14 protein-coding genes are annotated in these 13,857 nt (G+C 77.5%); 4 read left to right on the forward strand and 10 right to left on the reverse strand.

The annotated features are described in order from the left end of the window. Positions 1-82 precede the first annotated feature (82 nt). From CNO22_RS07325 to CNO22_RS07340, 4 genes are all read left to right on the forward strand, one after another. A complete protein-coding gene (locus tag CNO22_RS07325; protein ID WP_100498723.1) occupies positions 83-913 on the forward strand; it encodes a hypothetical protein in 831 nt (276 codons plus the stop codon). Continuing rightward, positions 891-1,574 (forward strand): class F sortase, encoded by a 684-nt coding sequence (locus tag CNO22_RS07330; protein WP_100498725.1) that lies wholly within the window; start codon positions 891-893, stop codon positions 1,572-1,574. The genes CNO22_RS07325 and CNO22_RS07330 overlap by 23 nt, the downstream gene beginning before the upstream one ends. A gap of 109 nt (positions 1,575-1,683) precedes the next feature. Beyond that, positions 1,684-2,520, forward strand: coding sequence for a hypothetical protein (locus CNO22_RS07335; RefSeq protein ID WP_157936838.1), 837 nt, complete (start codon positions 1,684-1,686; stop codon positions 2,518-2,520). 182 nt (positions 2,521-2,702) lie between these two features. Further along, the gene (locus CNO22_RS07340) at positions 2,703-4,226 is read left to right on the forward strand and encodes an HNH endonuclease signature motif containing protein (RefSeq protein ID WP_232806864.1); all 1,524 of its coding nucleotides are present in this window, start codon (positions 2,703-2,705) and stop codon (positions 4,224-4,226) included. A 57-nt stretch (positions 4,227-4,283) separates the two neighbouring features. Here the strand turns inward: CNO22_RS07340 and cobA are convergent, their stop codons facing one another. From cobA to CNO22_RS07390, 10 genes are all read right to left on the reverse strand, one after another. Continuing rightward, positions 4,284-5,543, reverse strand: a complete 1,260-nt coding sequence (gene cobA / locus CNO22_RS07345; RefSeq protein ID WP_100498729.1) for a uroporphyrinogen-III C-methyltransferase — start codon at positions 5,541-5,543, stop codon at positions 4,284-4,286. A gap of 61 nt (positions 5,544-5,604) precedes the next feature. After that, entirely contained in the window at positions 5,605-6,717 is a 1,113-nt protein-coding gene (gene cobT / locus CNO22_RS07350; protein ID WP_232806866.1) for a nicotinate-nucleotide--dimethylbenzimidazole phosphoribosyltransferase, read from the reverse strand. Next, positions 6,714-7,778 (reverse strand): Rv2231c family pyridoxal phosphate-dependent protein CobC, encoded by a 1,065-nt coding sequence (gene cobC / locus CNO22_RS07355; RefSeq protein WP_100498733.1) that lies wholly within the window; start codon positions 7,776-7,778, stop codon positions 6,714-6,716. Before cobC ends, cobT begins: the two co-directional genes overlap by 4 nt. Before the next feature lie 239 nt (positions 7,779-8,017). Then, complete coding sequence (locus tag CNO22_RS07360; RefSeq protein WP_100498735.1) at positions 8,018-8,857, reverse strand: energy-coupling factor ABC transporter ATP-binding protein; 840 nt, start codon at positions 8,855-8,857, stop codon at positions 8,018-8,020. Then, positions 8,854-9,591, reverse strand: coding sequence for a cobalt ECF transporter T component CbiQ (gene cbiQ, locus CNO22_RS07365; protein WP_100498737.1), 738 nt, complete (start codon positions 9,589-9,591; stop codon positions 8,854-8,856). The genes CNO22_RS07360 and cbiQ overlap by 4 nt, the downstream gene beginning before the upstream one ends. Before the next feature lie 88 nt (positions 9,592-9,679). After that, complete coding sequence (locus CNO22_RS07370; protein WP_100498739.1) at positions 9,680-9,985, reverse strand: energy-coupling factor ABC transporter substrate-binding protein; 306 nt, start codon at positions 9,983-9,985, stop codon at positions 9,680-9,682. Then, positions 9,982-10,662, reverse strand: a complete 681-nt coding sequence (locus CNO22_RS07375; RefSeq protein ID WP_100498741.1) for an energy-coupling factor ABC transporter permease — start codon at positions 10,660-10,662, stop codon at positions 9,982-9,984. Before CNO22_RS07375 ends, CNO22_RS07370 begins: the two co-directional genes overlap by 4 nt. Next, a complete protein-coding gene (locus CNO22_RS07380) occupies positions 10,649-12,037 on the reverse strand; it encodes a cobyrinate a,c-diamide synthase (RefSeq protein ID WP_100498743.1) in 1,389 nt (462 codons plus the stop codon). Before CNO22_RS07380 ends, CNO22_RS07375 begins: the two co-directional genes overlap by 14 nt. A gap of 94 nt (positions 12,038-12,131) precedes the next feature. Next, positions 12,132-12,746, reverse strand: coding sequence for a cob(I)yrinic acid a,c-diamide adenosyltransferase (gene cobO, locus CNO22_RS07385; protein WP_100498745.1), 615 nt, complete (start codon positions 12,744-12,746; stop codon positions 12,132-12,134). A 1-nt stretch (position 12,747) separates the two neighbouring features. Beyond that, on the reverse strand, positions 12,748-13,773 hold the full coding sequence (locus CNO22_RS07390; RefSeq protein ID WP_232806865.1) for a vWA domain-containing protein: 1,026 nt from the start codon (positions 13,771-13,773) through the stop codon (positions 12,748-12,750). Positions 13,774-13,857: the final 84 nt, after the last annotated feature.

Genomic DNA, 13,857 nt, shown 5'->3' on the forward strand with positions numbered 1-13,857 from the left:
TCCGGATCGGTCCGTCACCCCTCCCCGGCTCCGTCGTTGTCACCGGGAAGTCGTCCCGATCACACCCACGGGGAGCTCGTCTGTGTCCACGCGCCGTACGTCCGTCCGGAGGCCGCGCCGCGGCCGGGCCCTGCTGACCGGCGGGGTCGCCGTCGTCCTCGCGCTGATCCCGGGCACCGCACTCGCCGAGGGGCAGGACCCCGCCCCGGACCCGCTGGGACAGGTCACCACGACCGTCGAGGACACCGCGGGCGCGGTCGCCGGAGCCGAGGACGAGAGCGCGGACGCGGGGGGCCTCCCTCTCCCCGGCCAGGAGGACGCCGCCGCCGAGGAGCAGCCGGCGACGGGCGAGGCGGCCGAGGCGCCGGCCTTCGAGGGGTTCACCCCGGAGGAGCTGCAGGTCCTGCTCGACGAGCTGGCGGCGGCCGGCATCCCGGTCGACTGCGCCGAGGACCTCGCGGCCGGTGTCGAGGAGATCCTGCTCGGCCTGCAGGAGTCCCTCGACCCCGCGCAGTTCGAGCAGCTGCTCACGGAGCTGGAGGCGAGCCTGGCCACGCTGCAGGAGGGCGGTGAGCCGGAGCTGCCGCCGACGCTGGCGGACCCGGAGCTCGTCGCGCAGCTGGAGGCCCTGGGTGCCTCCCTCGAGGAGTGCCTCGCGGCCGGGCCGCCCACCGAGGAGCCGCCGGCGCCCACCGAGCCCCCGGCCGCGCCGGTGCACGAGCCCCCCGCCGCGCCGGCTGCCGCGCCGCAGTCGGTCTCCTACCCGGGGTACGCGCCCACGGGTGCGGAGGCTCCCGAGGAGACGCCGGGCAGCGCGTCCCTGGCGGCCCTCGGCGCCGGCCTGCTGGCCGTCGGCGGGGCAGGCGTGGTCGGTTCCCGGATGCGCACCCGTGCGGCCCGCGACGAGGGCTGACCGCCGCCCGCTGGGCGTCTTCCTGGCGGTGCTGCTCGCGGGCGTGGCCCTGCTGGTCTGGGTCCAGGCCCGGCCGGCGGCGGAGGCCGCGCCCCGGGCCGGCGCGGCACCGGCCGCGGGGGACGTCGTCCCGCAGCCCGGGTCGGCGCCGGCGCCCGAGGCCGTGCCGGCCGACGGCCCGGTCGTCCCGGCCCGCATCGCCATCCCGGCGATCGAGGTGGACACGGTCGTGGAGTCCCGCGGCACGGTGCGCTACGAGAACCCGTTCACGGGGGAGCCGGTCGACGGGTTCGGCGTGCCCGAGTCGATGCGGACGACGTCCTGGTGGTCGGACGGGCCGCAGCCGGGGTCCGGGCAGATGGCCGTGGTGCTGGGCCACGCGCAGGACGGCGGCCACGCCGTCTTCAACCGGCTGCACGAGCTGGCGCCCGGCGACCGGGTCACGCTGACCGACAGGGGCGGCGCGGTGCTCACCCTCGAGGTGCTCGGCGCGCCGCTGACCGGCCTGGACAAGTCGACGGCCGACCTGGCCGACGCGCTCAACGGCCACCCGGCCGACGCCGACGTCGCGCTGGTGACCTGCGGCGGCGAGTTCGACGAGGACGCGGGCGCGAGCGCGGACAACACCGTCGTCTTCGCGACCGTCGTCGACCAGGTCTGACACCCCGCGGCGGCTGCTCCGGGTGCGACGCGCGTGGCGGGTCGACACCTGGAGCCGCCCGGCCCTGGCGTCGCCCTCCTCCACCGCGACCTCGGACGAGGAGGGCGACGTGCCGGATGCCCGCACCGCCTTCTCGGTCGTCCGCTGGCTGGCGGTGGTGATCCCGCTGGTCGACGTCGCGCTGGTGCTCACCGGGGTGCTGTCGCTGCGGACCGGCATCGTCGTGGCGCTGGTCCTGGAGGCGCTGCTCGCCGTCGTCCTGGTCGTCGAGGCGGCCGCCTTCCGCCGGGCGTACCGGTCCGCGCGGCGGTCCGGCGGGAGCCGTCGCGCAGGACTCGTGGCCGGAGCCGAGGCCGTGTGGCCGCCGGTGGTGCTCCGGCTGGCGCGCGCCGAGGCGGGCGTCCTCCGTGCACTGTGGTGGGCGGTGCGGCGCCGTGCGGACGTCGGGCCGGGCGACGTGCCGCTGCCCTACGCCGGCCGCTTCCGTCTGGTGCTCGTGGCGCTCACCGTCCTCGGCGCGCTGGAGACCGTCGTCGTGCACGTGCTGTTGCCGTGGGAGACCGCGCGCGGGGTGCTGCTCGCGGTGTCGCTCTACGCGCTGGTCTGGGTGCTCGGCTCGGGCCTGTCGATGTTCCAGCGCCCGCACCTGCTCCGCGACGACGAGCTGGTGCTGCGGTTCGGGCACCTGCGCACGGTCGCCGTCCCGCTGGCCGGCCTGGTCGCGGTCCGGCGCAGCGTGGAGGCCGAGCACAAGAAGGTCCTGTCGCGCGACGGCGACCGGCTGGTGCTGTCGGTGATGGGTGACACGGACGTCGAACTGCGCTTCGACCCGCCGGTGCACGTGGACGGGCAGGACGAGCCGGTGGCCCGCGTCGCGTTCTGGGTGGACGACCCGCAGGCCGTCGTCCGGCTGCTCCGCGACCGCGCCGTCCCGGCCGGCCGCTGACACCTCCGGCGTTTCTGCGGGAACGCCGGGTGGGTGGTCGCGCCGTTCCTGCCGGGTGACCCCTCGGACGTTCCCGCGGGAACGTCTACTCCCCAGGCCGTCTCCGAGTCGACGCCGTTGACCTGCGGTTCTGTCACCCCCGCGCCCTAGCCTCCGTACAGGCGTTCGAGGAGGAGGGGTCGGTGTCGGAGGAGAGCGAGAGCGGCGATCTGCCGCTGGAGGAGCTGGCGCGGCGGATCACGAGCGGCGCGGTGCGGCTGGCCGCGGCCACGGCGGCGTGGCTGGCGCTGGTGGCCGAGTTCGACCGCCGCGGCGGATGGGGCGCGGTCGGCATCCGCTCGTGTGCGCACTGGCTGGCCTGGCAGTGCGGCCTGTCGCCCGGCGCGGCCCGGGAGCACGTGCGGGTGGCCCGGGCGCTGAGCGCGCTGCCGGCGACGGCGGCGGCCTTCGCCGCGGGGCGGTTGTCCTACGCCAAGGTCCGGGCGCTGACCCGCGTGGCCGAGCCCGACACTGAACCGGCGCTCCTGGAGTTGGCGCACGAACTCACCGCGTCGCAGCTGGAACGGGTGGTCCGCGAGTGGCGCCGGTCCGACGCCGTCGACTCCGCCCGGATCGCGGCCAAGCAGCGTTTCGACCACTGGTGGGACGACGACGGGATGCTGCACGTGCGCATGTGCCTGGCACCCGAGGAGGGGGCCGAGTTCATCGCCGGTGTGAACTCGCTGGCCGAGCGCTCCGCACGCCGCGAGCGGGCCGCGGCGAAGCGATCCGGTGCTGGGCAGGGCGCCGACCCGGGGGAGGACGACGGACTCGCCCGGGCACGGGACCGCAGCACTGCGCGGCGTTGCGCGGCGGTCGCCCGGTTGGCGTCCGCTGCCGCCGACGCCGATCGCCGTGCCGGGGACCCGCCGCGCCGCGAGGTGGTCGTGCACGCGGACGCCGCGGTGATCGCCGACGACGCCGCCGCCGGGCGCGCCCACCTGGAGGGCGGTCCGGCGCTGCACCCCTCGCAGGTCCGGCGGATGCTCTGCGAGGCCACGGTGGTGACCATGCTCGAGCGTGGCCGGGAGCCCCTCGCCGTCGGCCGCACCCGGCGCTTCGCCACCCGGGCGCAACGCCGGGCGCTGTACCGGCGCGACGGCGGCTGCGCCCGCCCGGGCTGCCCGGAGACCCGCATCGAGCGGCTGCACGCCCACCACCTGCGGCACTGGCTGCACGGTGGGCCGACCGACGTGGCGAACATGGTGCTGCTGTGCGACGCCGACCACGGCCTGGCCCACGATCTCGACCTGGTCATGACCCGCCGCGACGGCCGCCTGGTGGTCACCGCCCCCGACGGCCGTCGGGTGTGGGGCCCGGCCGACACCGCCTTCGACGCCGGCGTCGCCGGGCTGACCGATCCGGTGGACGACGCCCGGGTCGCCGGGGTCCAGCCGCTCGACCGCGCCGTCGGACGCCGCCCGACCGCCACCACCCCGCCGCCCGCCGCGGCCGCACCGGGCCGGCCGGCGGCCGCCGGGACCCAGGCCCCTGCGTCGATCACCCGGCTGCTCTTCCCCGACCGGCAACCCGACCTGCCCGACGCGATGCCCGTCAACGGCGAACCGATGGACCTGGCCTACGTCGTCGGTGTCCTGTTGGCCAACCGCGACCTCGAACGCCGCCTCGCCGCGGAGAACGGCGAGAGGCTGGCCGCGGTGGCCTGACCGGCGGCGTTCCCGCGGGAACGCCGGGCAGTCCCGGGCGGTCCCGGGCGCCGGGTGTCAGCGCGGCTGGCCGAGCGCCGCGGTCAGCCGCACGACCTCGCCGACGACCCAGACGGCGGGCGGCCGGATGTCCTCGTCGGCCAGGGTCTGCGCCAGGCCGGCCAGGGTGGTGCGCACGGTGTGCTGGGTCGGCGTCGACCCGTCGGCGACGACGGCCACCGGCGTCTCCGGTGCCCGGCCGTGCTCGACCAGCGCCGCGGCGATCGCGGGCGCGGTGTCCACCCCCATGAGGACGACGACCGTGCCGCGCAGCCGGCCGAGCGCCGCCCAGTCGACCAGCGACTGGGGGTGGCCCGGCGGCACGTGGCCGGAGACGACGACGAACTCGTGGGTCAGCCCCCGGTGGGTGACCGGGATGCCGGCCAGCCCGGGCACGCCGATCGCCGAGGTCACCCCGGGCACCACCTCGACCGGCACGCCGGCGGCGACACAGGCCTCGAGCTCCTCCATGCCGCGGCCGAAGACGAACGGGTCGCCGCCCTTGAGCCGAACCACCCGCCTGCCCGCCCGGGCGTGCTCGACCAGCAGCGTGTTGATCTGCTCCTGCGCCATGTACCGGCCGCGCGGCAGCTTCGAGGCGTCGATGACCTCCACCTCGGCGGGCAGCGAGGCCAGCAGCGACTGCGGCGCGAGGTGGTCGGCGACGACGACGTCGGCCTGCGACACCGCCTGCTGGCCGCGCACGGTGATCAGCCCGGGATCGCCCGGCCCGCCGCCGACGAGCACCACCGAGCCGGGCCGCCCGCCGGGCACCTCGCGCGCCGCCCGGTCGCGGATCGAGCCGTCGGTGAGGCCGGCCAGGACGGCGTCGCGCACGCCCACCGCGCGTTGGGGGTCGCCGCCGCCGTGCACGCCCACGACCAGGTCACCCTGTCGGCCGACCGCCGGGGTCCACACGCTGGACGCCGCCCGGTCGTCGGCGCGGGCGCAGAACACCCGCGACCGCTCGGCCTCCTCGGCGACCGCGGCGTTGACCGCCGGGTCGTCGGTCGCGGCCACCGCGTACCAGGCGCCGTCCAGGTCGCCGGGCTCGTAGCGGCGGCGCACCCAGGTGACCGCGCCCGGGCCGACCAGCGCCTCCAGCGCCGGCGTCACCTCGGGGCTGACCACGGTGACCCGGGCGCGGGCCTCCAGCAGCCCGGCGACGCGGCGGTGCGCCACCTGCCCGCCGCCCACGACGACCACCTTCCGGTGCAGCAGCCGCAGCCCGACCGGGTAGACCACACCGCTCGCGGGGTCGACCGGGGTGGCGTTCACGGTTGCTCCTCGCCGGCGCGCGTCGCGGCCGGGAGCGGCGCGGGGGTGTCCATGCGGGAGCTCACGACTTCTCCGTCACGCCGGCCGAGTCGAACGTCGCCACCTCGCGCAGCGCCCGCGCCGCGCTGGCCACCAGCGGCAGTGCCAGCAGCGCGCCGGTGCCCTCGCCCAGGCGCAGGTCCAGGCCGAGCAGCGGGCGCAGGCCGAGGGCCCGCAGCGCCAGGGCGTGCCCCGGCTCGGCCGAGGTGTGGCCGGCCAGCGCGTGCTCCAGCGCCGCCGGGCACAGCGCCGCCGCGACCAGCGCTGCCGACCCGGCGATGACGCCGTCCAGCAGCACCGGCACCCGCGCGGCGGCGGCACCCAGCACGAAGCCGGCGAGTGCCGCGTGCTCCAGCCCGCCGACCTCCGCCAGCGCCGCGAGCGCGGCCTCCGGCGTCGACGGCCGCTGCGGCACCCGGGCTACCGCCCGGCCGACCACCTCCACCTTGCGGGCCAGCGTCGGGTCGTCCGCGCCGGTGCCGCGCCCGGTCGCGGCGGCCGGCGTCGCGCCGGTGAACGCGCAGACCAGCGCCGCCGACGCCGTCGTGTTGGTGATCCCCATGTCGCCGGTGATCAGGCAGCCGTGCTCAGTGGCCAGCTCGGTGGCCACCTCGATGCCGACCTCGACCGCCCGCCGCGCCTCCTCCGGCGTCATGGCCGGGCCGACGGCGAGGTCGGCGGTGCCCGATCGGACCCTGCGGGACAGCAGTGCGGGGCCGGCCTCGACGGCGTACGGCGTCGCGACCCCGACGTCCACCACGACGACGTCGGCTCCGAGCTGTGCGGCGAACGCGTTGACCACCGCACCGCCGCGGGCGAAGTTCGCCACCATCTGCGCCGTGACCTCCTGCGGCCAGGGGGTGACGCCCTGCGCGTGCACCCCGTGGTCGCCGGCGAAGACCGCGACCGCGGCGGGCGTGGGCAGCGGCGGCGGGCAGCTGCCCGCGGTGCCGGCCAGCTGCGCGGCGACGTCCTCGAGCACGCCCAGCGAGCCCGGCGGCTTGGTCATCCGGTCCAGGCGGTCGCGGGCAGCGCGCTCGGCGACGGCGTCCCGGGGCGCGACCGCGGCGATCGTCTCGCCCAGCAGGGTGCCGGCGAAGGGAGCGGCGTCGGAGGGGGCGGTGGGGCGGCTCAGCGGATCTCCTCGGGGATGCGGGGCAGGTCGCGGAACGCCGGTGTCCCGGGGTCCAGGATGGCAGCGAGGTCGGCGGCGAACGCCACCGAGGTGGCCGGGTCCCGGACGGCGACCCGCAGGTGGTCGGGAGAGAGGCCGGGGAAGGTGTCCCCGCGGCGCACCGCCCAGCCCCGGTCCCGCAGCGCCGCCCGCACCCGCGCGCCGTCGGGCACCCGGAGCAGCACGAACGACGACCGCGGCGTCCCGACGACGGTCACGCCCGGCGGCAGCGCGGCCAGCAGCGCCTCCCGGTGCGCGGTCAGCTCGCGCGCCGCGGCCTCGGCCTCCGCCCGCGCGGCCGGGCTGGTGCAGGCCACGAGCGCGGCCAGCGCCGGCGTGGACACCGGCCAGTGCGGCTGCTGAGCGGCCAGCGCCGCGACCAGGTCCGCCGGTCCGAGCGCGTAGCCGACCCGCAGCCCGGCCAGCCCCCAGGTCTTCGTCAGGCTGCGCACGACGAGCAGCCCCGGCAGGTCCCGGCGCCCGGCCAGCGACTCCGGCTCGCCGGGCACCGTGTCGGCGAACGCCTCGTCGACCAGCAGCACCCGTCCCGGCCTCGCCAGCGCGGCGACGTCATCGGCGGGGTGCAGCACCGACGTCGGGTTGGTCGGGTTGCCGAGCACCACCAGGTCGGCGTCCTCCGGCACCGCCCGCAGGAGGTGGCCGGGCGGCTCGAGCAGCAGCCGCTCGACCGGGTGCCCGGCGGCGCGCAGCGCGGCCTCCGGCTCGGTGAACGACGGGTGGACGACGACCGCGCGGCGCGGCCGCACGGCCCGCGCGACCAGCGTGAACGCCTCCGCGGCGCCCGCGGTGAGCAGCACCTCCTCCACCGGGCGGCCGTGGGCGGCGGCGACCGCGGCGCGCGCCGGACGCGCGTCGGGGTAGGCGGCGGCGTCGTCGAGCGCCTCGTGCAGGACGGCGCGCAGCCACGGCGGCGGCGTCCCCGCGCGGACGTTGACCGCGAGGTCGACCAGCCCGGGCCCGAGGTCGGCGTCCCCGTGGTGGTCGAGGTCCACGTCGCTCACCGCGCCACCGCCACGGTGACCCGGCCGACGACCGTGCGGCCCACGAGCAGCCTCCCGCCGTCCCGGTGCCGGCGCCGTCGGCACCCGCGGGCAGGACGGCGTCCACCGCGGCCAGCACCTCCGCGGCGCTCACCCCGGGCCGCGCGCCGATCCCCACGACGGTCACGTCGCCTCCTCGCTGGCGCTCGTCGACTCCGTGCCCGGCGGTGCTGTGCCCATGCGTGACCTCGCGAGCTCGGTCACGGGGTGACCCCCTCGGGCAGCGCGGCCAGCAGCGACTCGGCGTCGCGGGGGAGGGCGCCATCGGGCAGCAGGCCCAGCGCGCGCAGCCGGGCGCCGACGCTCAGTGCCCACGGCCGGTCGAGCCGGGCGCGGACGAGCAGGTCGTCGTCGGCCAGGACGTCGGCCGGGGCGCCCTGCACCACCACCCGGTCGACGACGACGGCGACGTCGTCGGCCCAGCGCAGCGCCAGGTCGACGTCGTGGGTGCTCATGACGACGGTCGACCCGGACGCCCGCAGCCGCTCCAGCGCGGCCAGTGCCTCGGCCACCGCCGACGGGTCGAGCCCGGCGGTCGGCTCGTCCAGCAGCAGCACGCACGGGCGCATCGCGACCGCGCCGGCGATCGCGACCCGCTTGCGCTCGCCGTAGGAGAGCTGGTGGGTGGGCCGGTCGGCCAGGTGCGCCACGCCGAGCAGCCCGAGCGCCTCGTCGACCCGCTCGCGGACGGCGTCCTCGGGCAGCCCCAGGTTGAGCGGGCCGAAGGAGACGTCCTGCGCGACCGACGCGCTGAACAGCTGGTCGTCGGGGTCCTGCAGCACCAGCTGGACCTCCTGCCGGTGCGCGCGCAGGCCGCGGCGGGTGTGCACCAGCCGCTCCCCGTCCACCGCGACGGTCCCGGCGGCCGGCTCGAGCGCCCCCGACAGGCAGCGCAGCAGGGTCGTCTTGCCCGAGCCGTTGGCACCCAGCAGCGCCAGCCGGCGACCGGCCGGCACGGTCAGCGAGGCGCCGTCGAGCACCCGGCGGCCGCGCTCGTAGCCGGCGACCAGCCCCTCGGCGGTCAGCGTCCGATGGCTCATGCCGCGGCCACCCCGACGGCCACGATCGCGGCCAGCCCGGCGGCGCTCGCGGCCAGGAACGCCCGGGACGACGGCAGCACCTCGGGCAGCACCCGCAGGCCGGTCTCCATCCCGCGGCCGGCCAGCCCCTCCTGCATCCGGCGGGCGCGGTCCCACGAGCGGGTGAGCACCGCCGCGGCCAGCGCGCCCGACGAACGGTACGAGCGGCGCCAGGTCGAATAGCCCATCCGCACGGTCTGCGCCTCGCGGATGGTGTGCAGGCTCGCGAGCAGCACGAACAGCAGCCGGTAGGTGACCGCGGCGACCTCGACCACGGCCGCCGGCACCCGCAGCCCGCGCAGCGCCGGCAGCAGGTCCGACATCGGCGTGGTGGTGGCCAGCAGGAGCACCGCGGCGCTGCCGGCGAGCGCGTGCCCGGTCAGCGACCCGGCGCGGGCGACGGCGTCCGGCGCCCAGCCGAGGCCCCCGGTGCCGACGGTGACCACCGAGGTCAGCGCGCCGACGGCGATGAACGCCAGCGGCCAGCGCACCGCCCGGCCGAAGGTGCGGGCGGGCACCCGCGCCGGTCCCAGCGCCAGGACGACGGCGGTGACACCGACCAGCACGCTCCCCGGCCACGCCGGCAGGGCCAGCGCGCACACGACCAGGCCGCCGCAGAGCAGCAGCTTGTCGGCGGGGGAGCGGCGGCGCCAGGCGCTGGCCCAGGCGGCGTCGTCGACGGCGAGGCCGGTCACGCCAGACGGCCCGTGGTCATCGGCACGTGGCTGTCGACACGCCGGGGGCGGGCGACCGGACGGCGGTGATCACGGCGGAGGGGGGCGCTCACGTCCCGCCGTCCTCCCGCGGGCGCTCGGCCGACCGGCGGCCGCGCAGCCGGCCGAGCACGTAGCCGAGCACCCCGCCGCCCAGCGCCGCCTGCAGCGCGAACAGCCCCGACTCCACCTCGGCCGACGACGGCGAGAACACCGACTCGAACCACGGCTGCGCGCCCTGCTGCTCGGCGAGCTCGGCGGCCGCGGCGTCGCTGCCGGCGAACTGCGACGTCCCGCCGTCGAGCACGAGCGGCAGCGCGATCAGCGCGACCACGCCGAGGACGAGCAGCGCGGTGACCAGCCGGGAGCGCGTCACGGGACCTCCTCCGGTTCGGGACGCAGCAGGCCCAGGCGCTCGAGCTCGGGGCGGGCGTTGACGGTCAGCACCCGGAACAGCAGCACGCCGAGCAGCCCCTCGCCGACCGCCAGCGGCACCTGCGTGAGCGCGAAGACGGAGAGGAACTTGACCAGCGCGCCGGCGACCCCGGTCTCGGCGTCGGGCAGCGCGAGGGCGAGCTGTCCGGCCGTCGTGACGTAGGTGGCGAGGTCGGCGACGGCCATCGCGGCGAACACGCCCGGCAGCAGCCCGCCGCCGAGCCGCCGGGTGAGCCGGTAGGCGCCGTAGCCGGCCCACGGCCCGACCACCGCCATGGCGAACGCGTTGGCGCCCAGCGTGGTCAGCCCGCCGTGCGCCAGCAGCAGCGCCTGGAACAGCAGCACGATCGTGCCGAGCAGCGCCATCACCGGCGGCCGGAACAGCACCGCGCCGGCCCCGGTGCCCGTCGGGTGGCTGGAGCTGCCGGTGAACGAGGGCAGCTTGACCGCGCTGAGCACGAAGGTGAAGGCACCGGCGGCGCCGAGCAGCAGCGTGTTCTCCGGGCGCTCGCGCACCTCGACGACGACCTGGCGCGCCCCGTGGACGACGAACGGCGCGGCGGCCAGCGTCCAGCCGACCGCGTGCGTCACCGGCAGGAACCCCTCAGCGATGTGCATGCGCTGTCTCCTCCTGGCGGACGGCCGCGCAGGCGGACACGAACCGCTCGGCCAGGGCCGGGGAGCCGGCCCAGTTCAGGTGCAGGTAGGAGGCGTGCACGCCGCCGCTCACGAACCCCTCCGGTCCGCTCTCCGCCCACCGCCAGGCCGGTGCGTCACCGGCGGCGGGGGTGGCGACCGTGCGGTGGAACTCGTGGCCGCGCACCCGCGTGCCGGCCGGTGCGAGCACCGAGTCGCTGAGCGCGACGGCCTCGCGGTAGCCCAGGGTCAGCCGCGGCGACATGACCGCGTCGGTGGGCAGCACGCCGCACATCGGGACGCCGTCCAGGCTGCGGGCCAGGTAGAGCAGCCCGGCGCACTCGGCGGCGACCGGGGCGCCCCGCGCGGCGAGCTCGGCGATGTCCGCGCGCAGCGTCTCGTTCGCCGAGAGGTCCGCGGCGTGCACCTCGGGGAACCCGCCGCCGACCACGAGGCCCGCGGTGCCCTCGGGGAGCGCCTCGTCGCGCAGCGGGTCGACGGTCACCACCTCGGCGCCGGCTGCCTCGAGCAGCTCGGTGTTCTCCGCGTAGCCGAAGGTGAAGGCCGCCCCGCCGGCGACGGCGATCCGGGGCCGGCCGTGCGCCCGGACGACCTCGGCGGCGGGGTCCCACGGGACGGCGTCCAGGGCCGGGGCGGTGCGGGCCAGCCGCAGGACGGCGTCGAGGTCGACCGCGGCGGCCACCACCTCGCCGAGCCGGCCGACCGTCGCCAGCGCCTCGGCCGACCGCTCGGCGGCGGGCACCAGGCCGAGGTGCCGCGACGGCGTGCCCAGCTCCGCGAGCCGCCGCACCGCGCCGAGCATCGGCACCCCGGAGGCGCCGAGCGCGTCGCGGAGGATCTCCTCGTGCCGGTCGCTGCCGACCCGGTTGAGCACCACGCCGCCGAGCCGCACGGTCGGGTCGTAGGTGGCGAAACCGTGCACGAGGGCGGCCACGCTCTGCGCCTGCGCGCTCGCGTCGACGACCAGCACCACCGGGGCCCGCAGCAGCCGGGCGACGTGGGCCGTGGAGGCGAACCCGGGTTCCAGCCCCGGCCGCGTGGCGCCGTCGAACAGGCCCATGACCCCCTCGACGACCGCGACGTCCGCGCCGCGGGCCCCGTGCAGGAACAGCGGGACGACGCGCTCCTCGCCGACGAGCACGGGGTCGAGGTTGCGCCCGGGGCGGCCGGCGGCCAGGCCGGTGTAGCCCGGGTCGATGTAGTCGGGGCCGACCTTGTGCGGGGAGACGGCCAGCCCGCGGGCGGTCAGCGCGGCGACCAGACCGGTGGCGACCGACGTCTTGCCCGCGTTGCTCGACGGCGCGGCGATCACCACGCGCGGGACCGCGGTGCTCACCGGAGGCCCCCGCTGATCATCGGCACGTGGTCGCCGACACGCCGGACGCGGGCAGCCATCTGCCGATGATCACGGCCGGAGGAGGCGGGCGAGGTCACCACTCGATCCCCCGCTGGCCCTTCTGGCCGGCGTCCATCGGGTGCTTGACCTTGGTCATCTCGACCACCAGGTCCGCGGCCTCGATCAGGGCCGGTGGGGCGTCCCGGCCGGTGATCACCACGTGCTGGCTGCCCGGCCGGTCGGTCAGCGTCGCCACCACGTCGTCGACGTCCACCCAGCCCCACTTCAGCGGGTAGGTGAACTCGTCCAGCACGTAGAAGCGGTGCGCCTCGGCGGCCAGGTCGCGCTTGATCTGCGCCCAGCCCTCGGCGGCGTCGGCGGCGTGGTCGACCTCGGTGCCCTGCCGGCGCGACCAGCTCCAGCCCGAGCCCATCTTGTGCCAGACCACCGGCCCGCCCTCGCCCGTCTCGGCGTGCAGTCGGCCCAGCGCGGTCAGCGCGTTCTCCTCGCCGACCTTCCACTTGGCGCTCTTGACGAACTGGTAGACCGCGATCGACCAGCCCTGGTTCCACGCGCGCATCGCCATGCCGAACGCGGCGGTGGACTTGCCCTTCATCTCCCCGGTGTGGACGGCGAGCAGCGGCCGGTTGCGCCGCTGCCTCGTCGTCAGGCCGTCCTGGGGGACGACGGAGACCTGTCCCTGGGGCATGTCAGGCCGCCTCTCGGACGCTGCGCACCGTGGCGGCGAGCGACTCGGCGGCCAGCTCCTCCAGGCGGAGGGTCTGCGCGCCGAGCGCCGTCCCCAGTGCACCGGCCAGGCCGAGGCGCACCGGCCCGGACTCGCAGTCGACGACGACGGCCGCCGTCCCGTCCGCTGCCAGCAGCGCGGCCGCCCGCCGCGCCTCGGCCAGGTGGTCGCCGCCGCGCGCGCCGGTGGCCCGCCCGTCGGTGACGACGACGAGCAGCGGACGGCGCTCCGGGTCGCGGACCCGCTCCACCCGCAGCGTCTCGTGCGCCCGCAGCAGCCCGGCGGCCAACGGTGTGCGCCCGCCGGTGGGCAGCGCGGTGAGCCGGGCCGCGGCGGCCTCGACCGACCAGGTCGGCGGCAGCGCCAGCTCGGCGTCGGCGCCGCGGAAGGTGACCAGGCCGACCTTGTCCCGCCGCTGGTAGGCGTCCAGGAGCAGCGACAGGACGGCGCCCTTGACCGCGGCCATCCGCGAGCGGGCGCCCATCGAGCCGCTGGCGTCGACGAGGAAGAGCACGAGGTTGCCCTCGCGGCCCTCGAGCACGGACTGGCGGAGGTCCTCGCGGGCGATCCGCAGGCCCGGGCCGCTGCGGCCGCGGGCGACCTGGTGCGGTGCGGCGGCGAGCACGGTGCCGGTCAGGTGCAGCCGGGTGACCGGACCGCTCGGGCGGGTCGCTCCGACGACGCGGCCCCGGTCGCCGCGTGCCCGCGAGCGCCGGCCGGCCACGCCCCCGCCGATGCCGGGGACCTCGAGGCGGCGGGTGCGGAACGGGTCGGCCGGCGCGACGGCGGTCCGCTCCCGCGCCTGACCGCCCTCTCCCTGATCCGCCTCGCCCTGATCGCCTTTCGCGCGCGCATGGCGGTCCTCGGGCGCGGAGCCGTCGCCTTTCGCGCGCGAATGGCGATCGTCCGGGCCCGGTCCGCCGCTGTCCGGGTCGCCGCCGTCCCCGGTCGGGCCGGGCGGCGGGGGAGGCGCTGTCGCTTTATACACATCTGACGCTGCCGACGACGCCTTACGCCTAGCTCTCGTTGCCCGGCGGCTCATCTATAACCAAATCTGACACATCAGCACGCT

The organism is Geodermatophilus chilensis, from assembly GCF_002802985.1.
Classification (GTDB): Bacteria; Actinomycetota; Actinomycetes; order Mycobacteriales; family Geodermatophilaceae; genus Geodermatophilus; species Geodermatophilus chilensis.